Below are 22,095 nucleotides of genomic sequence, written 5' to 3' on the forward strand. Positions count from 1 at the left end.
TTCTTTCAAAGCCACAAGGATCACGCATGAGCGAACACGCGCCCACCAGGGCACAGCGCCCACCCCGCTGGTACTGGGAAGACTTCACCGAAGGCCTGACCATGGAGTTCGGCCCCAAGAAGGTCGAGCGCGAGGAGGTCATCGACTTTGCCGCCAAGTTCGATCCGCAACCCTTCCACCTGAGCGAGGAGGCAGGCAAGGCCTCCCTGTTCAAGGGCCTGGCGGCCAGCGGCTGGCACACGGCCGGCATGGTGATGCGCATGATGTGCGATGGTTTCATCCTGGACTCCAGCAGTCTGGGCTCGCCGGGCCTGGATGGCCTCAAGTGGCTCAAGCCGGTGCTGGTGGGCGACGAGATCCGCGCCCGCATGCGGGTGTTGGCCACCCGCCCCATGAAAAGCAAACCGCATGTGGGCCTGGTGCAGACGGTGTGGGAAGCCCTCAACCAGCGCGATGAAATCGTGATGGTGATCGAGAGCTGGGCCATGTTCGGCCGACGCGAACCGGCGCCGCCACCGATGGAAGGGTGAGGCTCGGGGCCGACACGCCTGGTGACAAGGGCCGCGGCGCTGTGTCGGTTTTGTCCTGATCCGGACAGACGCTGAGCGCACCTTGCCGGCCAGGCACCGCGCCAAGCTGTTGATTCTGCTGCCCCGGGCAGGTTGGCACAGGTCTCGCAATGTGATGTGACGTCGCATGCGAGGCCCACGATGAAACTGCAACTCGACCGCCCCGATGTCCTGGCGCTGACCGAACGCTTTCCTGAGCTGGATGGCTTGCAGAGACAGCTGCGCTTTGGGCACCGCATCGAAATCCGCTCGCGGGCCTTGCCGCTGGACGCCCTGGAGTTTCTGGCGCGGCTGTATGAAGACGCCGGGGCCGTGCTCGCCGGCCGTGCAGCCCAGTTGCGGGGGCTGGTGGCGGCCATGCGTTGCGCCTCCCCCCGCTTCAAGGCTGGCGACGCGCTGGAAGGCGTGCTGCCCGCCCTGGTGCGCTACCTGGCCGAAGGCAGCGAACGCGGCTGGCTGTTTGCCGCCAACATGGACGGCAAGCCTCTGGCCTGGGTGCCCACGCGCATCGACTACGTGCAGGGCTCATCGGAAGAGCTGGGCAAGGTCATGGTGGAGCTCAAGGCCCATTCGCGTGCCAACCTGGTCTCGCAGTCCTTGCGCATCACCGAGGGCGACATGCCCGGGCACACCATTGCCGAGATCCTGGCGGCCAAAGGCTTCCTGAAAGAAACGCCCGCCCTGCTGGCCGCCTACGATGCCTCGGCCGAACGCTACTTCGCCTGGCGCGGCCACTACGGCCAGCAGTTCTCGGGCATGGGCATGGGCTTCATCGCCGAAGACCCGACGGCCACCCACCGCGACATGGACTGGACACGCAAGGACCAGGTGGTGTTGAGCGCCAGCGGCGGCAGCGCCCGCCTGGTCAACGACGAGGGCATCCTGCCACCGCGTGGTGTGGGCCTGGAGTCGCCAGGCGACATCCTGGCGCCCTATCTGCGACGCGCATCCAAGAGCAGCGACTTCGACTGCGAAGAAGAGGTCAAGGCGCTGGATGCCTCGCTGCCGCCCCATCTGTTCAAGGCCCTGCCCGTCCACGCCTACCTCTTCCTGTTCCATCTGGAGTTGCACCAGCATCTGTGGGTGCATGCTGATGACATGGCCCCCTATGTCTACCAGCCTGAGCTCAAGCACAAGCTGGTGCTGCCCACGGAGCAGACCGAGCTGATCGACATCCTGACCGCCGAGATGGACGTGCTGCAGGAGGACGTGGTGGCTGGCAAGAGTGGCGGCACCACCGTGCTGTGCGCGGGGCCACCCGGCGTGGGCAAGACGCTGACCGCCGAGGTGTATGCCGAGGTGACAGGCCGCCCGCTCTACCGCGTTCACTCGGGGCAGCTGGGCTTGAGCGTGAGCGCCATGGAAAGCGCCTTGAAGGAGGCGTTGACCCGCGCACAGCGCTGGGGTGCGGTGATGTTGATCGACGAGGCCGACGTCTACATCCGCCAACGCAGCGACGACATCACCGCCAATGCGGTGGTCGGCGTCTTCCTGCGTGTGCTGGAGTATTTCGACGGCCTGCTGTTCCTCACCACCAACCGCATCGATGACATCGACGAGGCCATCGTGTCGCGCTGCATTGCGCTGATCCGCTACCACCAGCCAGATCAAATGGCACGCGAGCGCATCTGGCGCGTGATGGCCGAGCAGTTCGGCTTGCGCCTGGATGCGGGCATGCCAACACAACTGGCGGCACGCTACCCGCAAGCCAGCGGGCGCGACATCAAGGGCCTGAGCAAGCTGGTGGCCAAGTTCTGCCAGCACAAAGCCTTGCAGCCCACGCTGGATGTGTTTGCGCGCTGTGCGATGTTCCGGGCGCTGGACCCTGTCGGCGTGGAGGACTGAGCCATGTACCACCGATCGCTCTACGACATCGTGATGGAGACAGGCGCGTCCATCGGCAAGCTGATCCAGGAAATGCAAAACGAAGACGAGCTCTTCGCCAGTACCCTGACCCTGCGCGCGGTCGAGGCCCAGTTGCTCATCATGGCGCACACCATCGGCAACGTCACGCCGGCCCTGCACCAGCGCCTCATCGAAGTGGACTGGAACGGCTGGGCGGTGTTGCACGACAAGCTGCGGCACGGCATCCAGCCGCGTCGCAGCGAGATCTGGTATGCCGTCAGCGCCCTCGTGCCTCAGACCATGAAGCTGCTGCAGGAGCTGCGCCGCAAGCACCCGGTTTGGTTCGAGGTCGGGTACTGAGCCAGGGCCGCACACGCACTCAACGGTAGCCCCCTTCCTTCAGGACCTGGCGCACGATCGGCCTCGCCCGGATGCGCTGGTACAGCGCCGCGCAACGCTCGGGCATGCTCAAGCCGATGCGGTCGGCCCAGAAGAACACGTAGAACAAGGCCGCATCGGCCAGCGTCAACCTTGGCCCCGCCACATAGCCCTCGTCAGGCAAGCGCGCTTCAATCACCTTGAAGGCCTGCTCGACGATCTCCTGGCCACGGTCCTTGATGGCGGACATCCAGCGGTCTTGTTCTGCCCCACTCAAGCCCGGTGGCAAATAGGCCTCCGTGGTGAAAATCCGTGTGTAGCCCTGGCCATGCACGGTGCCCACCACATAGTCCATCAACTCGATCACCATGGCCGCCTTCAAGGGATCATCCGGCAGCAGCCCGGCCTTGGGATAGGCGCGCGCCAGCCAGAACGCGATGGCCTGGAACTCGGTGAGCACATGGCCATCGGGCAGCATCAGCGCCGGTATCGTCCCCTTCGGGTTGATCACCAGATAACAAGGCTGGTGGTGGTCCCCCGCAGGCAGGTTGAGGATGGTGACCTCGAACAGCAGCTCCAGCTCCTCCAGCAGGATGTGAATGCCGGTGGAGCACGAACCGGGCGTCATGTAGAACTTGAGCATCATGGGGCGCTTGCTTGCAAGATGCGTGACAGCCCCGCACGAGCTTTGCTACCTGGTTGAAAGGCAGCGCCACGGCCTGTGGTGCGTGTTCTGTTTGTCCTTTCATTGCCAGCCCATTGTCTGCTTTGTTGCAGCCCGCTCATGCCCTCGACCACGCCCTTGACTCAGGATGATCTGACACGCTGGCGCGCCTGCCCCCGGCGCCACTGGCTGCAGCGTCACGTTGCCCCTTCAGAGTCAGCACCGCCCGCGCCATGTGCCCTCATCAATGGGTTCGATCCCCACTTCACCGATCGCGCGCCAACCGATCAGACCTTGCGCGCCACCTTTCCTGAAGCGGTGTGCATTGCCCCGCCTCCTGATGAAGAGAGCTGGGCCAAGGCCATTGCGGATACGCGTGCCTGCCTGGCCCAGGGCTGGCTTGCCGGCGCGCGGCAGGACGATGGCAGGGCCATCCTGGGTGCCTGCCTGGAAAGCAATGAGGGTGTGCGCGTGCAGATCGATGTGCTCGCAGCCGGTGAGCACGGCCTGCGGCTGTTCAAGGTTCGACATGCCACGGTCGGGACCGATGCCGACGTCGACCTCGTGGCCTTGTGGACGCATGTCGCTGCCCGCTGCGGCCTGCGCGTTCAAAGCGCCGGGCTGATGCTGATCGACACCGACTTCGTGTATCCGGGCCTGGGCTGCTATGCGGGGCTGTATCGCGAGGTCGAGTTGATGCCGGTGCTGGGATCACGCCCCGTTGCACAGTGGCTGGTGGGCGTGCGGGCCAGCGAGCGAGGCCCCGAACCACCTGTGGCCGAGTCCGATGCCTGTCAAGCACCCTGCCCCTTCCTGCGCCACTGCGGCATACCGAGCCGGCGCGTAGAAAGAGAACAAGCCACGAGCCTGAACATCGTCGGGCGAGAGCTGGCCGCAACCTTGCGCGAGCGCGGCCACATCAACGTGATGAGCGTGGCACTGGACGAACTCCCCGACCAACGGCGCCGCCGTGCCGTGCGTGCGGTCCAGCAAGGACGCTGCATTGTGGAGCCCGAGGCGAGCACGCTGCTTCGCGCCCTGCCCTATCCGCGCTACACCTTGCGCATGGACACCATTGGCTTTGCGCACCCCATCTGGCCAGGCACCCGCCCCTACCAGATCATGCCCTTCCAATGGACCTGCGACGCACAGGCTGCGCCGGCGCAACTCCAGCAACATGCCTTCCTGGCCACCGAACAGGGCGACCCGCGCCGAGCCTTTGCCCAATCGCTCATTGATATGTTGTGCGGCAGCGGGCCCATCTTTGCGTACAACGCGGGTTTTGAGCGCAACCGCATCAAGGAACTGGCCTTGGCCTTCGACGACCTGGCGGGTGCACTCCACGCGCTGGACACGCGCATCGTGGACCTGTTTCAGCTGGCCAGGGCGCACGCCTACCACCCCGACATGTGCGGGTCCTGGTCATTCCATTCCTTTGTGCGGGCCTTTGCACCGCAGTCCAACGCTGACCGCTTTGAATGGCGAGGCATCACCGAAGCGCAAGAAGCCTTTGCCCTCTCGTTGCAAGGCAGCTTGAGCCGCGACGCACTGGACAGCCTGCGCCAGGCCCTGCTTGCTTATGGGCAGCGCCAGACAGAAGCGCTGCGCCTCATCGTTCATCTCTTCGAGAGCAGTGCCTGCGCCTGATCTCCCTGCATCTCGCCTTTGGTCAGGCGTCCTGCTTGCCCCACGGGTGGCTGCCGGGCACCAGTTGCGCCTTGATGCCCGCCTTGGCAATGGCGGCCTCGTCCTTGTAGAACGTGGCTTCATGCACCAATGTGCCGGTCTTCGTGGTGACACCCACATAGCGGGCCGCCGTGTCCACATCACAAAGATAGCCACCGCCCGGGTCGGTGGTCTTTCTCACGTTGCCATCCCAGTCCACAAAAAAGCCTTCTGGCGTGCTCATGGCGCTTTGTCTCCTTGCTTGATCTGGTGAAAGGCTCAGGCCGTCACGGGCGTGTCCAGCACGGCCTTGAGCGTGAGGCTCACGTTGTTCTTGGTGGCGTCCACATAGGGACAGATGCCCTTGGCGCGCTCCAGCAGGTTGTCTGCTGTCTCCTGGTCGAGCGAGCCGGCCATGTGCACCGTCAAGGTCAAGGCCATGCGGTAGGCATCCTCGAAGGTGATGAACATGGACAAGTCGGCCTCCACATAACAACCACGCAAAGGTGTGTGGCCCTTTTTGGCGATGTGCCTGATGGACTGCTCGAAGCAGGCGGCAAATGCACCGGCAAACAACTGCTCGGGGTTGGGCCCATCGCCCTTGCCGCCCATGGCAGCGGGCACGGCCAGCTTGAGCTTGAAACTGCCGTCGTCGCTCTGGATGGTGCCGGTGCGGCCACCTTGGGTCAGCATCTGGGCTTTGTAGACGAGGTCCATGGGGGGCTCCTGTTCAAAAGGTCAAGGGGTGGCTCGGCACGAGGCCTTGGGTGACACGGCGGCGCAGCCCTCCATGGTGGCGGGCACCTCTGCCTTGGCATGCAGACCAACAAAGCGTTCGACCTCGGCTGTATCGAAGCCCACCAGGCGCGCGCCGTCTTCGCGTTGCATCAAGGGGCGACGAATCAGCAGGTGCTCGGCCAGCAAGAGCGCCAAGGCAGCATCCGCGTCCAGCCGCTCCGGCACGATCTCACCGCTTTTGATGCGCGGGGCTGCACGGTTGAACCACTGCGCAACCGGCAAGGCTTGAAGAAAGCGCAGCAGGCTGTCGCGCGTCCAGGGCTCGTCCAGCAGGCTGCGGCGATCCAGCGTGTGGCCGGCTGCTTCCAGCAAGGCTCGCTGCTTGGCGTTGCCACCGCAACCGGGTTTTTCGTAGAAGACGAGGTGTGCCATGGTGTGCGCCCTTTTCAGGCCACGGCCTTGGTGGCCGCGCGCGTGGCGGCCCGCAGCAACTGCAGGCAGGCCAGGTCCGCAGCCATGTCCAGCGCACTGAAGTCATCCTGCGTCTGGATCAGCGGGTCGGCGCCAAGTGCCAGCAGCACGCGCACGATGTCGGGCTTGCTGCTGGAGGCGGCGTACATCAGGCTGGTGGCGCCCGTGGCGTTCACGTGGTCGATCGGCACACCGGCTTGCGCCAGCATGATGACCAAGGCCGGGTCATTCGATACGCACGCCAGCCACAAGGCATTGTTGCCATCGCCGTTGACGGCCAGCAGATCCGCACCCAGCTCCAGCAAGGCCTGCACGATGGCGGTCTCACCGCGCCATGCGGCCTCCATCAAAGGCGTGTTGCCATGCTGGCCAGAAGTGTGGGCATCCTGAAAGTCATGCCCCTTCAACCAGTCCAACAGGAAGCCAGGCACGAGTTGCGCTTCCTCGGTCTGCGCGCTGGAGGCGGGATGCGGCGCCGGCCCTGACTTTTGCCAGGCATCCCAGCCACCAACCAGATCGGCCACCTGCTCAAAGCCAAAATCCACGAACATGTCGGCGTAGGTCTGGCTGGCGTTGCCGTGGTAGCAATAGATGAAGACGGGCCGGCTCCTGGCCTCGCGCATCAGCAGGCGTTCATGGTTGCGGCCATCCAGCCGCAAGCTGCCCGCCATATGGCCCTGCGCGTGATGCCGCTCCTCCCGGGCGTCCAGAATCAGGGCGTCAGGGTGCGCCTGCAGCCAATCGGCCAGCTCGACTGCACGCACACGTTGAAAGCGGGATGTGCTCATGATGAGGTTCCTTCGGTGGCCGTCAGGCTCGCCTGGAGAGGGGCCTGGAGATGAGAATAGGGAAGCTCCGTGGTGATGCGCTGATCGGCCATCGGCACCCCCACCGTGAAGTGGTAGAGCACCTGCATGGCGGGTGTGTCGATACCCAACAGGTCATGCACGGCGTCATCGAAATAGCAACCAATGCCGGTGCCTCTGAACCACTCTGCTTCGGCCTGCAAATACAAGACCTGCCCGATGAGGCCGGCCTCTTGCAGCATGCTGCGATAGTTGGACGGGTCTTGCGCAATGGGCTCGGCGAACGCCGCCACCAGGCTCACGGCAAAACAGGCATCGCTGCCGATGGCCTGGTGGCAGCTGAGTGTGCGCAAGGTGCCCGCCAGGCCAGGGTGCTCGACCAGGCGCCACAACGGCAGACCTTGTAGCAAACCGTCGGGCAAACCATCCTGCAGGCCGTCCAGCGCTTGCCAGTCGGAGATGGCCTTGAGTTGCGCCCTCAGCATGGCCTCACCGCCCGGCGTGCGTGGCAACACATAGGCCCCAGGTGCCAGCCCCTCAATGCGATGGGCAAACACGATGGGATGGACACGGACAGGTTCAGCCCACGCATCCCAGGGTGTGGCCGCATCCGGCATCAAGGCCTGCATGATGCGCACAAACACATCCAGCGGCATCGTGGCGCGTCGATCAAAATGCTGCGCGCTGCGTCGGCCACGGATGATGGTCGCGGCCAGTTCACCGGCGCGACAGGCAGGTGCAGGCACACGGCCTTGCGCTGGCGCGGGCACTGACTCGTCTGGCGTGGCGCTTGTCCGATCCGGTAAAGCGCCACGCCGCGTTGCTTGCACCACGTCGTCAATCACGGGCCAGCGGTACATCGGGTGCGTGTCCAAGCGGCTGGCCTGCCCGAACCAGGCCTCGTAAACTGGCTTGGGCTCACGAAGCGCACCCAGGATGCCGGGGCCAACGCGCACCAGCATTTCCGGCTCCTCCCGCTCAGCCAAGCCAAAGTCGGCATCGCGGTCCAGCCCCATCAGATGAGCCAGGTCAGCATGCCCCAGCCCATCGGCCGTTCGGGCCTGCCACCCCATAGCCGCGGCGGCATAACGCAAGGCACCCAAGGCGTGCCCCGCGTCCAGCTGGCAATAACGAAAGGCACGCTCGCCATACTTCCAGGCTTCGCGCCACTGGATCGAGCTCAAGCCGATCCAGAGCTGGGGGGCTGCGCGGCGGTCAGCATCCGGTCTGTCCGCACAAGCGGCGCGCAAAACCAGGGCGTGCTCGCGCGGGGCATAGTGGTAAAGCCCATCGCGCAGGCCCGGCACGCCCTGCACCAGCACATACACCTCGGTGGGATGCAGGTTGCCGCTGGACGGGTTGGCGCGCAAGGCCCATCGGTCAGGGCCATATTGCTTCCACGCCGTGAGCGCAAAGCTCAGCTCCAGCAGGCAGGCGATGGCCTCGATGTTCAGCGGCTTGGGCGGGCATGCGCCGGGCCCGCCCAACTGGCACAACTGGCCCCAGGTGGTGTCAAGCTGATCAGCCACCAGGGGCAAGCGCAGCACGGGTGCGCCGATCCAGTCCCTGAAAGGGTTGGGCTGCGCGTCCCAGTCCAGCGTATCGGGCCCGGCCGCATAGCGCTGCGGCTGGTGCTTGGTGCGCTGGTGATACGCCTTCACCTGGTCAACGAAGGTGTTCATGGTGCCAATGCCAGCGCCAGCAAGGCGCTCGTTTGCTCAGTCACGGCCATGCGAACCGATCGGTCCAGCTTGCTGAGCCAGCGCTTGGGCAAGGCCTGGGCACCAAATCGCGCGCCAGCCAGCATGCCCACCAGGGCGCCCGTGGTGTCCGCATCGTCACCCTGGTTCACCGCCCCGACCACGGCCGACTCGAAGTCCGTGGCCGCAAAGAAATGATGCAGCACCGTCTGCACGGTGTCGACCACATAGGCTGTGGCCCTCCCTGGATAAGGCTCATAGCCGAACTGGGGGTGCTGCTTCACCAGCTCCTGCGCAATCGCCTTGCACGCGGGCAAGGCATGCTGAGGCTCAGCTTGGGTCAGCAAGACATGCAGCATCTGCCCGAAGGCCACCGTGGCCGCGTCCGACAAGGGGTGGTGGTGCGTGATGCGGGCTTGCGCCATCGACACGCTGCGCAGCGCCTCGGGCCGGCCCAGCGTGGCCAGCGCCACGGGCAGGTTGCGCATCAAGGCGCCATTGCCCGCATCGCCATCATTGGGCGGCCCCTCCAGGGAGCCATCACTCAGGTAACGCACGATGCCGCGTCGGCAGGTGTTGCCGCAATCGACGGGCTTGCCACGCCACCAGGCCACGAAGGCATCGGCCATCAAGCCACGATCAAAGGGGCGCCCTTCTCGCTGACCCAGCAAGAACGCGTCGCCCAAGGCCAGGCTCATGGTCGTGTCATCGGTCACCTGCCCCGCCTTGAGGTGCAACCAGCCCCCGCCGGTGATGTCCCGGTGCACGCCGTGGTGATGCGCGATCTCGCGCGGCGTCATGAACTCGACCGTCGCCCCCAAGGCATCGCCCAGGGCCAGCCCCAGGTAGGCGCCCAGGGCATGGTCGAACAGGCGCACGCGGCCCATGGCCACGGGCACCCTGTCAGGCTGGCGCTCCAGGACATCATGCATAACGCGCCTCGACCTGGTAGAGCCCGCCGATGGCCAACACCTCGCCCTCGCCCGACAAGGGCACCTGCTTGAGCAGCCCAGGGTAGAACAGCAGCTTGACCAGCGGCACCTCGGCACGCAAGAGCCAGTCGCCAAAGCACTCGGCCTGGTCTGAGCTCATGGCGAAGCTCACGAGGTTGTTGAGTTGCACCGCCAGCTGGCGCCGCCCCGGCCCGAGCGTGCCGTCCACGATCTGTTCCTCACAACGCGTGATGCCCCGCCACAAAGGCACATGGGCTTGATCGCCAAAGGGTTTGAAGCGCTGCAGCGCCCACTGGCAGAACTCGTAGAGCAGATCCAGCTGCTGATGGATGCAGTTGTTGTGAAAGCGGCTGGAGGCCTTCTCTTCCAGATACCGCACCCACGCGGGAGACGGGAAGCGCTCCAGCCTGGCGCGGTGAAAGCATGGCACCAGCCCGAAGCGGCTCTCCACCCAGCCCTTGAGCACCGCACCCGCCTGGCCATTGCTGTCCACACCCCAGCTTTGCAGCAGCTTGATGTAGCTGGCGCGCCAGCGTCGGGCCTCTGCCGGGGAGCTGGGCTCGGCCGCCGGCTGCAAGCCAAAAGCCAGGCTCAGATAGTGCACGAACATGTCGCCGGCCTCCTGAGGATCATGGCTGGTGTCCAGCAAGGCAAAGAGACCGGCATGGGCTTCACGCGTGCCGACGATGTGCAGCGCCACCGGGTGGGTGTTGAACTCGATGCTGGCCAGCACATGCGCAGGCACGCCAACCAGATTGGTCGTGTACCAGGTGTGCGGGTGCTCGACATGGCTCACGGCTTTGTGATGCAGCTCAACTCAACGAGCTGTGCGGCGCGGCCACGGCATCGGGCTGCACCTCGCGTGGCCTGCCCGGGTGCGGGCGCGTGCTGCCGCCGTCATCGGTGTTGCGAATGAAGTCGGCCACTTTGTAGAAGGCCGCTTCCAGCTCGGCGCGCAAGGGCTCATCCGTGCACACCTCGCTCAAGGCCTGCCTCATGCACGCCATCCACGCATCACGCGCCGCCGAGTCGATGGCAAAGGGCTGATGGCGCCTGCGCAGCATCGGCGCGCCCCGCTCGGGCGCATAGAGCTTGGGCCCGCCCAGCCACTCGCTGAGGTACTTCACCAGCACGCCCTTGGTGGTGCGCAAGTCCGGCTCATGCATGGCACGGATGGTGGCCGCTTCAGGCAGGGTGTCCATGGCGAGGTAGAAGGCATCGACCAGGCGCACGATGGGCTCGTGGCCACCCAGGCGGACGTAGTGCGGGTTCTGGCTTGGGGCAATGGTCGGGGCGCTCATGCAAGACTGCATCGCAACAGTCATACCAAGCCCGCATCGGCGCGAGCCTGAGCAGGCTGCAACGCCCGTCCGCCCAGGGAAATAGGCGGCCAAACCACAGTTGAGGGCTGAGGCAAGCGGGAGGTGGCCGAAATGAATTTGTCGGATTCCAAACAAACCCCACGTACCGGCTTCACAAACCAGATGGCCAGTAATGCACAAGGTAAAAACCAAAAGCAAAAAGCCCTGACGCTTGCGCATCAGGGCTTTGCATATTTGGCGGAGTGGACGGGACTCGAACCCGCGACCCCCGGCGTGACAGGCCGGTATTCTAACCAACTGAACTACCACTCCGCAGTGGCAGACGACTTCGGCTGCACATGCAACCCAAGCGCCGTCAAACTTGGCGTCCCCTAGGGGATTCGAACCCCTGTAGTCACCGTGAAAGGGTGGTGTCCTAGGCCTCTAGACGAAGGGGACTTAATCCTTCATACAACCTGATCGACGCTCAACTCGGCAACACTGCAACCAGACCACCGTGCAACTTTTGGTTGTTTGGTGGAGGTAAGCGGGATCGAACCGCTGACCTCTTGCATGCCATGCAAGCGCTCTCCCAGCTGAGCTATACCCCCGTTTCGATTGCTCTTTCAAGCCATCTTCCAGGTTGCCCGGCTGCCTTGTCGTTTCGAACAAAGCGTCGTTCAAGCGAGACTGAGAGTATATACCGATTTTTTAGCTCTTGGCAAGCCTCAGTCAATTTTCTGCAATCTTTGCAACACGACATCGCGATCGAACAGTGCCAGCACCGCGTCCACCGAAGGCGTCTGCGCGCGGCCACACACCAGCAGGCGCACGGGAATGGCCACTTGCGGCATCTTCAGGCCGAATTCGCCGATGGTGTCCTTGATGGCCTGGTTGATGGCCGCCTTGTCCCAGGCGACAGATGCCAGACGCTGGGCCAGCGCGGCAAGGGCGGGCCTGGTCGCATCGGTCACCTGTGCGGCCAGCTCGTCGACAGAGGGGCTCACCGGCGCCACATACATGCCCAGCCAGTCGGCCAGTTCCACCGTGGTGGCGCAGCGGTCCTTGAACAAGGCGCACATGGCCTTGAGCTTGTCCGAGCCGCCCTGCAGTTCCGTGGGCACCGTGATGCCGCTCTTGCCCCACTGCTCGGCCACCAGCGAAGCCAGCAAGGCATCGTCGGCGGTCTTCATGTGCTGCTGGGCCACCCAGCGCAGCTTGGCTTCATCGAACTGGCCGGCGCTCTTGCCCAGGTGGTCCAGGTTGAACCACTCGACCAGTTGTGCGCGCGAGAAGATCTCGTCGTCACCGTGGCTCCAGCCCAGGCGGGCCAGGTAGTTCACGATGGCATCGGCCAGATAGCCTTCGTCGCGGTACTGCGTGACGGCCTTGGCGCCATGGCGCTTGCTCATCTTCTCGCCCTGCTCGTTGAGCACGGTGGGCAAGTGGGCGTACACGGGCGGCTCCTGGCCCAAGGCGCGCAGGATGTTGATCTGGCGCGGGGTGTTGTTGACATGGTCGTCGCCGCGGATCACGTGCGTGATGCCCATGTCCATGTCATCGACCACGACGCAGAAGTTGTAGGTGGGCGTTCCGTCAGGCCGCGCGATCACCAGGTCATCCAGCTCATCGTTGCTGATCTCGATGCGGCCCTTGACCTTGTCTTCCCACACCACTGAACCGCCTTGTGGGTTCTTGAAACGCAGCACGGGCTTGGCGCCTTCGGGCACGGGCGGCAAGGTCTTGCCGGCCTCCGGGCGCCAGGTGCCGTCATAGCGGGGCTTTTCCTTGTTGGCCATCTGGCGCTCGCGCAGGGCGTCCAGCTCGGCCGTGCTCATGTAGCAGGGGTAGACCAAGCCCTTGTCCAGCATCTGCTGCAGCACTTCCTTGTAGCGGTCCATGCGCTGCATCTGGTAGTAAGGGCCCTCGTCGTGGTCCAGACCCAGCCACTTCATGCCTTCGATGATGACGTCCACGGCTTCTTGCGAGGAGCGTTCCACATCGGTGTCTTCGATGCGCAGGATGAACACACCCTTGTTGGCGCGTGCAAAGGCCCATGGATACAGGGCCGAGCGGATGTTGCCCAGGTGGATGAAGCCCGTGGGGGATGGGGCAAAGCGGGTTCTTACTTGTGAAGGGACTTGTGTCATACGGTCAAACTGTCAAGACCCCGAGCCAGGTCGGCCGTGAGGTCGTCAATGTGTTCCAGGCCCACGGCCACGCGGATCATGCCCTGCGTGATGCCGGCAGCCAGACGCTGCTCTTCGCTCAGGCGGCCGTGCGAGGTGCTGGAGGGATGGGTGATCAGGGTCTTGGTATCACCCAGGTTGGAGGTGATCGAGCACAGGCGCGTGCTGTCGATCACGTGGAAGGCGCTCTGGCGCTGGCGCGCGGCCACATCGCCCTGCCCTGCCACGGGCTTGACCGTGAAGGACACGACCGCACCACCACAACCGTTTTGCTGCTTCATGGCCAGCTCGTGCTGCGGGTGGCTGGGCAAGCCGGGGTAGTAGACCTTGTCCACATGAGGCTGCAGCTCCAGCCACTGCGCGAGCTTGAGCGCGTTGGCACTCTGCGCGGCCATGCGAATAGACAGCGTCTCCAGACCCTTGAGCACGACCCAGGCATTGAAGGGCGACAGGCACATGCCCGCACCACGCATGGTGGCCATGAAGGGCCCGTTGATGAAGGCATCGGGGCCACACAGTGCACCAGCCATCACACGGCCTTGTCCATCGAGGTACTTGGTGCCCGAGTGCACGATGAAGTCCGCACCCAGCTTGGCAGGCTGCTGCAGGGCCGGTGTGCAAAAGCAGTTGTCCACGGCCAGGTGGGCGCCCGCCGCGTGCGCGATCTCGGCCAGCGCGGCCACATCACACACCTCGGTCATCGGGTTGCTGGGCGTTTCGGCAAAGAACAGCTTGGTATTGGGCTTGAGGGCCGCACGCCATTCGGCCAGGTCGGTCTGCGACACGAAGGTCGACTCGACACCGAATTTGCCGAACTCGCGCTGCAGCAAGGTGATGGTCGAGCCAAACACGCTGCGCGAGCACACCACGTGGTCACCCGACTTGAGCAAGCCCATGATGAGCAGCAGGATGGCACTCATGCCGCTGGAGGTGGCAATCGCCGCCTCGGTGCCTTCAAGCGCAGCCAGGCGGCGCTCGAACATCATCGTGGTGGGGTTGGTGAAGCGCGAATAGATGAAGGCTTCTTCTTCGTTCGCAAAGCGTGCCGCCGCCGTGGCCGCATCAGGATGGTTGAAGCTGCTGGTCAGGAACAGCGCTTCGGAGTTCTCATTCCATTGCGTAGGCGGCAGGCCTTCGCGCACGGCCAGCGTCTCGATGCGGGCATCGGGCGGCAGGTCCTTGCGCGGCAATTTTTTCTTGGATTCGGAGTCGGCCATGTCGGGCCTCCTGTCTCTTCTTGAAAGCGCACCGGGCTCGACTGAGCGAGCCCGGATGCAGTCAAACGGTCATTCGTCCTGATGGCTCTGCAAGGCCAGGCGCGAGTTGCTGGCCTCGTCCTCACCCTTTTGCGTCAGGCGCTGCGACTGGATGGCGGCGAAGTCCTCGGCGCTCACATCACCGGTGATGTACACGCCATCGAAACACGAGGCCTCAAAGCCCTTGATGTTCGGGTTGAGCTTGCCCACCACCTTCTTCATGGCATCCACGTCCTGGTAGATCAGGGCGTCGCAGCCGATGATCTGGCGGATGTCTTCCAGCGTGCGGCCATGGGCCACCAGCTCGGCCTTGGTGGGCATGTCGATGCCGTACACGTTGGGGAAGCGCACGGGCGGCGCAGCCGAAGCCAGGTACACCTTGTTGGCACCGGCCTCACGGGCCATCTGCACGATTTCCTTGGAGGTGGTGCCCCGCACGATCGAGTCGTCCACCAGCAGCACATTGCGGCCCTTGAACTCCAGGCCGATGGCGTTGAGCTTCTGGCGCACGGACTTCTTGCGCACGCCCTGGCCCGGCATGATGAAGGTGCGGCCGACGTAGCGGTTCTTCACGAAGCCTTCGCGATAGGGCTTGCCCAGCTTCTGGGCCAGTTGCATCGCGGATGGGCGGCTGGACTCGGGGATGGGGATCACCACGTCGATCTCGGATGGGGGCATGGTCGAGATCACGCGCTGGGCCAGGGTCTCGCCCATTTCCAGGCGGGCCTGGTAGACCGACACGCCATCCATGACCGAATCCGGGCGCGCCAGGTAGACGTACTCGAACATGCAGGGGTTGAGCACGGTCTTCTCGGCGCACTGCTCGGCGTGCACGACACCGTCCAGGTCGACGAACAGGGCCTCGCCTGGCGCCACATCGCGCACGAAGCGGTGGCCGGTGCCCTCCAGGGCCACGGACTCGCTGGACAACATCACCTCGCGGCCTTCAGGCAGGTCAGCCTCGCCGTAACACAGGGGGCGGATGCCGAAGGGATCGCGGAAGGCAACCAGGCCGTAACCGGCAATCAGGCAGATCACGGCATACGAGCCCTTGATGCGCTTGTGCACGGCGCGCACAGCCGTGAACACGGCCGCAGGCGTCAAGGGCAGTTCACGGCCGGCCAGTTCGAGTTCATGCGCGAACACATTGAGCAGCACTTCGGTGTCGCTGTCGGTATTCAGGTGGCGACGGTCGATGTCGAACAGCTCCTTGCGCAAGGCATGGGCGTTCGTCAGGTTGCCGTTGTGCACCAGCACCAGGCCAAAGGGCGCGTTCACGTAGAAGGGCTGCGCCTCCTCTTCATTGAAGGCGTTACCGGCTGTCGGGTAGCGCACCTGGCCCAGGCCCACCGTGCCCGGCAGGGCGCGCATGTTGCGGGTACGGAAAACGTCTTTCACCATGCCGCGGGCCTTGTGCATGAAGAACTTGCGTCCATGCGCATCGGGGCCGGCTGTCACGATGCCGGCGGCGTCCTGACCGCGGTGCTGCAGCAGCAACAGCGCGTCATAGATCAACTGGTTGACGGGCGTCTTGGAAATCACACCAACGATGCCGCACATGGTTCACCTCTTGCAAAAAAACTGAAAACTTCAAGGCTGCTCAGGCAGGAATTGGATCACCTGCTCGGGCAACACGGGGCGAAGCCCCTTCAACAACCCTTGCATCCACGCGACGCCGCGCGATGCCTGCCAGCTTGGCCACTTGGCCACCGGCGTCATGCCCACCAGGGTCACCACCGCCAGCGCCACGACCACGCCGCGCATCAAACCAAATCCTGCCCCGAGCAAGCGATCAGGCGCACTCAGTGGCGAGGCCCTCACCACCTGCGTGATCGCCCACGATATCAGGGCCCACCCCAGCAAGGCGAGGACAAAAACCACGACCATGCCGGCCAGCACGTTCAGGCGCTCACCGGGCTGCCCGACGGGCAGGTTCGCGCCCATGCCAGCACCAAACCACTGCGCACAGAAGTAGGACACGGCCCAGCCCGCCAGCGAGAGCAACTCCTTGACCAGCCCGCGCCAAATCCCCACCACCACAGACAGGCCCAGGCCCACCAACAGCAGCAGATCCGGCAGGGTCCAGGCGTAGGCCCCGGTTTCGCTTGCGCCATCCATCACAAAGTCAACAACGCGCCATTCAGACCAGCCTTGCGCAAGGTGGCCATGGCCTTCTCGGCATCAGCCTTGTCGGTGTAGGGGCCCATGCGCACACGGATGCGCTTGCCGGCCGGGGTGTCCACCTGCTGGGCGTAGGTCTTGAGGCCCAGGCGCTCGATCTTCATGCGGGCCTCGTGGGCGGTGTTGACGTCCGCGAAGGCGCCGAACTGGACCACGTAGCGGGTGGCGGCCTTGTCTTTGTCGCCTGGCTTGTCGCCGGACTTGGCTGCATCTTTGGGCTTGTCCTTGGCGGCATCGCGGGCAGGCTCCTTGGCTGACTCCTTGGCAGGCGTTTTGGCCGCAGGCTTGTCGGCCGACTTGTCCGTTGACTTCTCTGCGGGCTTGTCAGCCGGTTTCTGGGCCGGCTTGTCTGCAGGCTTGGCAACCGGCTTGCTCGCCGCCACGGAGCGCGAGGCCACGCGCGGTGCGGGCTCGTCCACCACGGCCGCGACGGGCGGCTTGCCGGCAGACGTCGCCGGTGGCTCATCCTGCTCGGCAGGCGCTGGCGGTGCCACGATGCCGGAGACAGCCACACGCCCCGCCACGCTGCGAGGCGAGCGCGGCGGTACCGCGCCGCTGATCTGCACTTCACTGCCGCTGTCCCCACCGGCCTGCACGATCTGCACATCAGACGACATGGTGCGCGGCTGGGTCTCGAACAACCAGGGGAAACCGATCAAACCGGCCACGACCAGCACGACCATGCCCACCAGGCGCCGGCGTGCACGAGCCCGCGTGGCCTCGACGTCCGAAGGCGACAAGGACACGGCGTCCGCAGCCTGGCCCGGTGAGGCCTTTCGGCGAAAGCGCTGGAGAAACGAAGGCAGCGGCATGCTCGGTGGATGAAGGGTGGCAGTCAGACGAAAAATGGGCTCAGGCTGCAGGCATATGGGGCGCGTTCAGCTTGGGCAAGCCATCGTGCAAAACACCGCCTACGGTATAGAAAGACCCAAAGACCACGATTCTATCCGTGGGGTCTGCTGCGGCCAGTGCCGCCTTGAGCGCATCCATCGGGTCGGCATGGGTGGAAACCGTCGCTTTCGGGGCGGTCGCCAGGGGGTGCGCGGTGATTTCCGCCTCGATGGCCTGCTTCAAGTCGGCCGCGCTGGCCGCCCGTGCCGTAGGCAGATCGCAGCAATACCAGGCGTCCACCAGCGGGCGCATCTTGCTGATCATGCCGCCCAGGTCCTTGTCGGACATGGCGCCCCACACTGCATGCGTGCGCGGATAAAAACCCATCTGGTCCAGGTTGACAGCCAGGGTGGCAGCGGCATGGGGGTTGTGTGCCACGTCCAGGATCAACGTGGGTTGCCCCGGGATGATCTGGAAGCGCCCTGGCAACTCGACCGTGGCCAGCCCGGTGCGCACCGCCTGGGCCGACACCGGCAGGCGGTTGCGCATGGCCTCCAGCGCCGCCAGCACACCCGAGGCATTGAGCAACTGGTTGGCGCCACGCAGCGCCGGGTAGGCCATGCCATTGAAACGCTTGGCGCGCCCACCCCAGGACCACTGCTGGCGGTCGCCCGCATAGTTGTGGTCACGCCCGAACAGCCAGATATCGGCTCCCAGCGCTTCGGCGCGGGCCACCACACTCTGCGGCGCCTGCGGGTCGGAGACCACCACCGGGCGCCCTGCCCGCATGATCCCGGCCTTCTCGCGGCCAATCGACTCGCGATCCGGGCCCAGGTAGTCCATGTGGTCCAGGTCGATGCTGGTGATGATGGCGCAGTCGGTGTCGATCACATTGACCGCATCCAGCCGGCCGCCCAGGCCCACCTCCAGGATCACGGCGTCCAGCCCTGAGGTGGCCAGCAAGCGCAGGATCGCCAGCGTGGTGAACTCGAAATAGGTCAGGGCCGTGTCGCCCCGCGCGGCTTCGATGGCCGCGAAATGCGGGACCAGATCGGCCGCCTTGACCAGCTCACCACCGATACGGCAGCGCTCTTCAAAATGCACCAGGTGGGGCGAGCCATACACGCCCACCTTGAAGCCGGCCGACAGCAAGATGCCCTCCAGCATGGCGCAGGTCGAACCCTTGCCATTGGTGCCCGCCACGGTGAACACCACCGGCGCGTCCAGCCCCTCTTCTTCCCGGCCCAGGGGCGTGCCCAATGTGATGCCGGCGCGCTGCCAGACCTCACCGACCCGCTCCAGGCCCATGTCGATGGTCACGGGGTGCAGACGCTCGCAGTGCGACAGCCACTCGTCCAGCGTGGAAGGCACAGCAGCAGGGGCGTTGGGTGAGGAACTCATGGCACAGGAACTTCAGCTGGGGGCAAACGTGGAAAACGAAAGGGGCCGACTCGAACAGGAAAACAAAACGGGCTGCATCACAAGGCAGCCCGCATGTTGAAACCAGAACGACTTGAATGCTTCTTGAAGGTCAAGCCAGGCCCTGGTTCAGAGGCATCACATGACCATGCTCAGGCCGACACGGCATCAGCCGGCTGGCGGGTCAGGATGGCCAGCTGGCGCGCGATGGCCAGGCGCAGCTCGCGGCGGTCCATGATCATGTCGACCGCACCCTTTTGCATCAGGAACTCGGAACGCTGGAAGCCCTCGGGCAGCACTTCACGCACGGTGTTCTCGATCACACGAGGGCCGGCAAAGCCGATCAGGGCCTTGGGCTCGGCGATCACCACATCGCCCACGAAGGCGAACGAGGCCGACACACCACCCATGGTCGGGTCAGTCAGCACGCTGATGTAGGGCAGCCTGGCCTTGGCCAGACGGGTCAGCGCGGCATTGGTCTTGGCCATCTGCATCAGGCTCAGCAGGCCCTCCTGCATGCGGGCGCCACCCGTGGCGGTGAAGGAAATGAACGGCGTCTTTTGCTCAACCGCCGCCTCGACACCACGCACGAAGCGCTCGCCAACCACGGAGCCCATGGAGCCCCCCATGAAGTCGAACTCGAAGCACGCTGCAACCACGGGGATGCTGTGCACCGAGCCGCCCATCACGATCAGGGCATCGGTCTCACCAGTGGCTTCCATGCCCTGCTTGAGGCGATCGGGATACTTCTTGTTGTCGCGGAACTTCAGGGCGTCAACGGGCAGCACTTCCTGGCCCAGTTCGTAGCGGCCTTCGGCATCCAGGAAGGCGTCCAGACGAGCGCGGGCGCCAATGCGGTGATGGTGGCCGCACTTGGGGCACACGTTCACATTGGCTTCCAGGTCGTTCTTGTAGAGCACCGTTTCACACGACGGGCACTTGACCCACAGCCCTTCCGGAACCGAACGACGCTCTGAAGGGTCGGTCGGCTGGATCTTCGGGGGCAGCAGTTTTTCAAGCCAGCTCATGATGTTCAGCCTTTCAAGGAGTCAAGGGCCGCACGGATTTCAGCGATGAAACCACGCCCGGCAGCCACCACCGTGTCCGGCGTCTGCGTTTCCAGCAACTGGACGATGCGCGAACCGATCACGACGGCGTCCGACACAGCAGCCACCGCCTTGGCGGTCTCTGCGTCACGGATACCAAAACCCACACCCACGGGCACATTCACATGCGCCTTGATGCGGGGCACCATGTCGGCCACGGCGTCGGTGTCCAGGTGGCCTGCACCTGTCACGCCCTTGAGCGACACGTAATACACATAACCCGCCGCCACACGGCCGACATCGGCCATGCGCTGCTCGGTCGAAGTAGGCGCCAGCAGGAAGATGGGCGCCAGATCGGCGGCCTTCAAGCGGGCGGCAAACTCTTCGCATTCTTCGGGCGGGTAGTCCACCACCAGCACGCCGTCCACACCGCAAGCCTTGGCTTCACGCACAAAGCTGCCTGCGCCATGGTGCAGGTCATAACACTCGATGGGGTTGGCATAGCCCATCAGCACCACGGGCGTATCGGCATTCCTGGCGCGGAAGGCCTTGACGTCTTCCAGCACGCGGGCCAGCGAAATGCCCTTGGCCAGCGCGCGCTCGGCGGCCTTCTGGATCACGGGGCCGTCGGCCATCGGGTCAGAGAAAGGCACACCCAGCTCGATCACGTCAGCACCAGCTTCGGCCATCGCCAGCATCAGCTCGACGGTTTTCTCGGGAAACGGGTCACCACAGGTGATGTAGGGGATCAGGGCCTTGCGACCTTGTTCCTTCAGCGTGGCAAAGGTTTTGTCCAGGCGGGTGATCACTTTGGAGTGGGTGCTCATGCCAGGCCCCCCTTCACGGATTGACCACGGCAGGACGGGCGGCAGTAGAACTCGGCGCCGGTCAGATCGGCCACGGTACCGATGTCCTTGTCACCACGACCGGACAGGTTGATCAGCACATGCTGATCAGGGCGCATCGTGGCAGCCAGCTTCATGCCATAGGCCACGGCATGGCTGGACTCCAGCGCAGGGATGATGCCCTCGGTGCGGCACAGACGGTGGAAGGCTTCCAGCGCCTCCTTGTCGGTGATGCCCACGTACTCGGCACGGCCGATGTCCTTCAGGTAAGCGTGCTCGGGGCCCACGCCGGGGTAGTCCAGGCCAGCCGAGATCGAGTGCGTCTCGGTGATCTGGCCGTTGGCATCTTGCAGCAGGTAGGTGCGGTTGCCGTGCAGCACGCCGGGCACACCCTTTTGCAGCGACATGGAGTGCTTGCCGCTGTCGGCGCCCTCGCCTGCCGCTTCCACGCCGATCAGGCGCACGCCTTCGTGCGGAATGTAGGGGTAGAAGATGCCCATGGCATTGCTGCCACCGCCCACACAGGCGATCACGGCATCAGGCTGGCGGCCTATCAGCTCAGGCATCTGCTTGAGGCACTCCTCGCCGATCACGCTCTGGAAGTCGCGGACCATGGCGGGATAGGGGCTAGGGCCAGCCACAGTGCCGATGATGTAGAAGGTGCTCTCGACGTTGGTGACCCAGTCGCGCATGGCTTCATTGAGCGCGTCTTTCAGGGTCTTGCTACCGGACTCGACCGGCACCACCTTGGCGCCCAGCAGGTGCATGCGGTACACATTGGGGGACTGACGCTTGACGTCTTCCGCGCCCATGTAGACCACGCATTCCATGCCATAGCGCGCGCAGATGGTGGCCGTGGCCACGCCGTGCTGGCCGGCACCGGTTTCAGCGATTACGCGAGGCTTGCCCATGCGCTTGGCCAGCAGGGCCTGCCCAATGGTGTTGTTGACCTTGTGCGCGCCGGTGTGGTTGAGGTCTTCACGCTTGAGGTAGATCTGAGCGCCCCCCGTCTCGCGGCTCAGACGGTCCGCGTGGTAGATCGGGCTGGGACGGCCCACAAAGTGGGCCAGTTCGCGACGAAACTCGGCCTTGAAGGCCTCGTCGTGACGATAGTGTTCGTAGACGTCCTTGAGTTGATTCAGCGCGTGGATCAGGGTCTCGGAGACGAAGGTCCCGCCGTAGGGCCCGAAATGGCCCTTGGCATCGGGCTGGTTGTAATTCAGCATGTCACTCTCAAT

22 protein-coding genes and 3 tRNA genes are annotated in these 22,095 nt (G+C 64.6%); 4 read left to right on the plus strand and 21 right to left on the minus strand.

Annotated elements, in window-relative coordinates; genetic code table 11:
- Window positions 1-26 precede the first annotated feature (26 nt).
- The 3 genes from HY019_RS19405 (at window position 27) to HY019_RS19415 (ending at window position 2,774) form a co-directional block, all read left to right on the plus strand.
- On the plus strand, window positions 27-530 hold the full coding sequence (locus HY019_RS19405; protein ID WP_290695344.1) for a MaoC family dehydratase: 504 nt from the start codon (window positions 27-29) through the stop codon (window positions 528-530).
- A gap of 180 nt (window positions 531-710) precedes the next feature.
- The gene (locus HY019_RS19410) at window positions 711-2,414 is read left to right on the plus strand and encodes an ATP-binding protein (RefSeq protein ID WP_290695346.1); all 1,704 of its coding nucleotides are present in this window, start codon (window positions 711-713) and stop codon (window positions 2,412-2,414) included.
- 3 nt (window positions 2,415-2,417) lie between these two features.
- Window positions 2,418-2,774 carry a hypothetical protein gene (locus HY019_RS19415; protein WP_290695348.1) on the plus strand — a complete coding sequence of 119 codons (357 nt, stop codon included), beginning with the start codon at window positions 2,418-2,420 and terminating at the stop codon, window positions 2,772-2,774.
- 19 nt (window positions 2,775-2,793) lie between these two features.
- Here the strand turns inward: HY019_RS19415 and HY019_RS19420 are convergent, their stop codons facing one another.
- Complete coding sequence (locus HY019_RS19420; protein WP_290695350.1) at window positions 2,794-3,438, minus strand: glutathione S-transferase C-terminal domain-containing protein; 645 nt, start codon at window positions 3,436-3,438, stop codon at window positions 2,794-2,796.
- 138 nt (window positions 3,439-3,576) lie between these two features.
- On the opposite strand from HY019_RS19420, the gene HY019_RS19425 reads away from it, so the two are divergent.
- Complete coding sequence (locus HY019_RS19425) at window positions 3,577-5,103, plus strand: DUF2779 domain-containing protein (protein ID WP_290695353.1); 1,527 nt, start codon at window positions 3,577-3,579, stop codon at window positions 5,101-5,103.
- A gap of 22 nt (window positions 5,104-5,125) precedes the next feature.
- Here HY019_RS19425 and HY019_RS19430 read toward each other — a convergent pair whose 3' ends face one another.
- The 20 genes from HY019_RS19430 to trpB all read right to left on the minus strand — a co-directional run bounded on the left by HY019_RS19430 (window position 5,126) and on the right by trpB (window position 22,083).
- Window positions 5,126-5,365, minus strand: a complete 240-nt coding sequence (locus tag HY019_RS19430) for a hypothetical protein (protein ID WP_290695356.1) — start codon at window positions 5,363-5,365, stop codon at window positions 5,126-5,128.
- A 35-nt stretch (window positions 5,366-5,400) separates the two neighbouring features.
- Entirely contained in the window at window positions 5,401-5,838 is a 438-nt protein-coding gene (locus HY019_RS19435; RefSeq protein WP_290695359.1) for an Ohr family peroxiredoxin, read from the minus strand.
- 21 nt (window positions 5,839-5,859) lie between these two features.
- Window positions 5,860-6,291, minus strand: a complete 432-nt coding sequence (locus HY019_RS19440) for an ArsC/Spx/MgsR family protein (protein WP_290695362.1) — start codon at window positions 6,289-6,291, stop codon at window positions 5,860-5,862.
- Between the two features lie 14 nt (window positions 6,292-6,305).
- A complete protein-coding gene (locus tag HY019_RS19445) occupies window positions 6,306-7,118 on the minus strand; it encodes an ankyrin repeat domain-containing protein (protein WP_290695364.1) in 813 nt (270 codons plus the stop codon).
- Window positions 7,115-8,818 (minus strand): SagB family peptide dehydrogenase, encoded by a 1,704-nt coding sequence (locus HY019_RS19450; RefSeq protein ID WP_290695366.1) that lies wholly within the window; start codon window positions 8,816-8,818, stop codon window positions 7,115-7,117. Before HY019_RS19450 ends, HY019_RS19445 begins: the two co-directional genes overlap by 4 nt.
- Window positions 8,815-9,768, minus strand: coding sequence for an ADP-ribosyl-[dinitrogen reductase] hydrolase (gene draG / locus HY019_RS19455; protein ID WP_290695368.1), 954 nt, complete (start codon window positions 9,766-9,768; stop codon window positions 8,815-8,817). Before draG ends, HY019_RS19450 begins: the two co-directional genes overlap by 4 nt.
- The gene (locus tag HY019_RS19460; RefSeq protein ID WP_290695371.1) at window positions 9,761-10,585 is read right to left on the minus strand and encodes an NAD(+)--dinitrogen-reductase ADP-D-ribosyltransferase; all 825 of its coding nucleotides are present in this window, start codon (window positions 10,583-10,585) and stop codon (window positions 9,761-9,763) included. Before HY019_RS19460 ends, draG begins: the two co-directional genes overlap by 8 nt.
- 16 nt (window positions 10,586-10,601) lie before the next feature.
- Window positions 10,602-11,090, minus strand: coding sequence for a group II truncated hemoglobin (locus HY019_RS19465; protein WP_290695374.1), 489 nt, complete (start codon window positions 11,088-11,090; stop codon window positions 10,602-10,604).
- A gap of 256 nt (window positions 11,091-11,346) precedes the next feature.
- Window positions 11,347-11,423: transfer RNA gene (locus tag HY019_RS19470), tRNA-Asp, on the minus strand.
- 50 nt (window positions 11,424-11,473) lie between these two features.
- Window positions 11,474-11,549, minus strand: a tRNA-Glu gene (locus HY019_RS19475).
- 76 nt (window positions 11,550-11,625) lie between these two features.
- Window positions 11,626-11,701 (minus strand) — tRNA-Ala (locus tag HY019_RS19480).
- A 117-nt stretch (window positions 11,702-11,818) separates the two neighbouring features.
- Window positions 11,819-13,240, minus strand: a complete 1,422-nt coding sequence (gltX, locus tag HY019_RS19485; protein ID WP_290695377.1) for a glutamate--tRNA ligase — start codon at window positions 13,238-13,240, stop codon at window positions 11,819-11,821.
- Window positions 13,237-14,496 (minus strand): O-succinylhomoserine sulfhydrylase, encoded by a 1,260-nt coding sequence (locus HY019_RS19490; RefSeq protein ID WP_290695380.1) that lies wholly within the window; start codon window positions 14,494-14,496, stop codon window positions 13,237-13,239. The genes gltX and HY019_RS19490 overlap by 4 nt, the downstream gene beginning before the upstream one ends.
- Before the next feature lie 69 nt (window positions 14,497-14,565).
- The gene (gene purF / locus HY019_RS19495; protein WP_290695382.1) at window positions 14,566-16,095 is read right to left on the minus strand and encodes an amidophosphoribosyltransferase; all 1,530 of its coding nucleotides are present in this window, start codon (window positions 16,093-16,095) and stop codon (window positions 14,566-14,568) included.
- A 30-nt stretch (window positions 16,096-16,125) separates the two neighbouring features.
- On the minus strand, window positions 16,126-16,653 hold the full coding sequence (locus HY019_RS19500; RefSeq protein ID WP_290695384.1) for a CvpA family protein: 528 nt from the start codon (window positions 16,651-16,653) through the stop codon (window positions 16,126-16,128).
- Window positions 16,653-17,528 carry an SPOR domain-containing protein gene (locus tag HY019_RS19505; protein WP_290695386.1) on the minus strand — a complete coding sequence of 292 codons (876 nt, stop codon included), beginning with the start codon at window positions 17,526-17,528 and terminating at the stop codon, window positions 16,653-16,655. The genes HY019_RS19500 and HY019_RS19505 overlap by 1 nt, the downstream gene beginning before the upstream one ends.
- Before the next feature lie 40 nt (window positions 17,529-17,568).
- Window positions 17,569-18,948, minus strand: coding sequence for a bifunctional tetrahydrofolate synthase/dihydrofolate synthase (gene folC, locus HY019_RS19510; protein ID WP_290695388.1), 1,380 nt, complete (start codon window positions 18,946-18,948; stop codon window positions 17,569-17,571).
- A 170-nt stretch (window positions 18,949-19,118) separates the two neighbouring features.
- Complete coding sequence (accD, locus tag HY019_RS19515) at window positions 19,119-19,994, minus strand: acetyl-CoA carboxylase, carboxyltransferase subunit beta (RefSeq protein WP_290695390.1); 876 nt, start codon at window positions 19,992-19,994, stop codon at window positions 19,119-19,121.
- Window positions 19,995-19,999: 5 nt separating this feature from the next.
- A complete protein-coding gene (trpA, locus tag HY019_RS19520) occupies window positions 20,000-20,818 on the minus strand; it encodes a tryptophan synthase subunit alpha (RefSeq protein ID WP_290695413.1) in 819 nt (272 codons plus the stop codon).
- A gap of 17 nt (window positions 20,819-20,835) precedes the next feature.
- The gene (gene trpB / locus HY019_RS19525; RefSeq protein WP_290695392.1) at window positions 20,836-22,083 is read right to left on the minus strand and encodes a tryptophan synthase subunit beta; all 1,248 of its coding nucleotides are present in this window, start codon (window positions 22,081-22,083) and stop codon (window positions 20,836-20,838) included.
- Window positions 22,084-22,095: the final 12 nt, after the last annotated feature.

It is taken from the genome of Aquabacterium sp., from assembly GCF_016195855.1.
Classification (GTDB): domain Bacteria; phylum Pseudomonadota; class Gammaproteobacteria; order Burkholderiales; family Burkholderiaceae_C; genus Aquabacterium.

Bases quoted from the DNA above. Each gene is read 5' to 3' on its own strand.
- HY019_RS19440 (WP_290695362.1), bottom strand. From the start codon at position 6,291: ATGGCACACCTCGTCTTCTACGAAAAACCCGGTTGCGGTGGCAACGCC.
- HY019_RS19435 (WP_290695359.1), bottom strand. From the start codon at position 5,838: ATGGACCTCGTCTACAAAGCCCAGATGCTGACCCAAGGTGGCCGCACC.
- purF (WP_290695382.1), bottom strand. From the start codon at position 16,095: ATGTGCGGCATCGTTGGTGTGATTTCCAAGACGCCCGTCAACCAGTTG.
- HY019_RS19505 (WP_290695386.1), bottom strand. From the start codon at position 17,528: ATGCCGCTGCCTTCGTTTCTCCAGCGCTTTCGCCGAAAGGCCTCACCG.
- HY019_RS19500 (WP_290695384.1), bottom strand. From the start codon at position 16,653: ATGGATGGCGCAAGCGAAACCGGGGCCTACGCCTGGACCCTGCCGGAT.
- HY019_RS19410 (WP_290695346.1), top strand. From the start codon at position 711: ATGAAACTGCAACTCGACCGCCCCGATGTCCTGGCGCTGACCGAACGC.
- HY019_RS19415 (WP_290695348.1), top strand. From the start codon at position 2,418: ATGTACCACCGATCGCTCTACGACATCGTGATGGAGACAGGCGCGTCC.
- accD (WP_290695390.1), bottom strand. From the start codon at position 19,994: ATGAGCTGGCTTGAAAAACTGCTGCCCCCGAAGATCCAGCCGACCGAC.
- HY019_RS19490 (WP_290695380.1), bottom strand. From the start codon at position 14,496: ATGGCCGACTCCGAATCCAAGAAAAAATTGCCGCGCAAGGACCTGCCG.
- folC (WP_290695388.1), bottom strand. From the start codon at position 18,948: ATGAGTTCCTCACCCAACGCCCCTGCTGCTGTGCCTTCCACGCTGGAC.
- HY019_RS19430 (WP_290695356.1), bottom strand. From the start codon at position 5,365: ATGAGCACGCCAGAAGGCTTTTTTGTGGACTGGGATGGCAACGTGAGA.
- HY019_RS19425 (WP_290695353.1), top strand. From the start codon at position 3,577: ATGCCCTCGACCACGCCCTTGACTCAGGATGATCTGACACGCTGGCGC.
- HY019_RS19405 (WP_290695344.1), top strand. From the start codon at position 27: ATGAGCGAACACGCGCCCACCAGGGCACAGCGCCCACCCCGCTGGTAC.
- trpB (WP_290695392.1), bottom strand. From the start codon at position 22,083: ATGCTGAATTACAACCAGCCCGATGCCAAGGGCCATTTCGGGCCCTAC.
- HY019_RS19420 (WP_290695350.1), bottom strand. From the start codon at position 3,438: ATGATGCTCAAGTTCTACATGACGCCCGGTTCGTGCTCCACCGGCATT.
- draG (WP_290695368.1), bottom strand. From the start codon at position 9,768: ATGCATGATGTCCTGGAGCGCCAGCCTGACAGGGTGCCCGTGGCCATG.
- HY019_RS19465 (WP_290695374.1), bottom strand. From the start codon at position 11,090: ATGAGCGCCCCGACCATTGCCCCAAGCCAGAACCCGCACTACGTCCGC.
- HY019_RS19445 (WP_290695364.1), bottom strand. From the start codon at position 7,118: ATGAGCACATCCCGCTTTCAACGTGTGCGTGCAGTCGAGCTGGCCGAT.
- HY019_RS19450 (WP_290695366.1), bottom strand. From the start codon at position 8,818: ATGAACACCTTCGTTGACCAGGTGAAGGCGTATCACCAGCGCACCAAG.
- gltX (WP_290695377.1), bottom strand. From the start codon at position 13,240: ATGACACAAGTCCCTTCACAAGTAAGAACCCGCTTTGCCCCATCCCCC.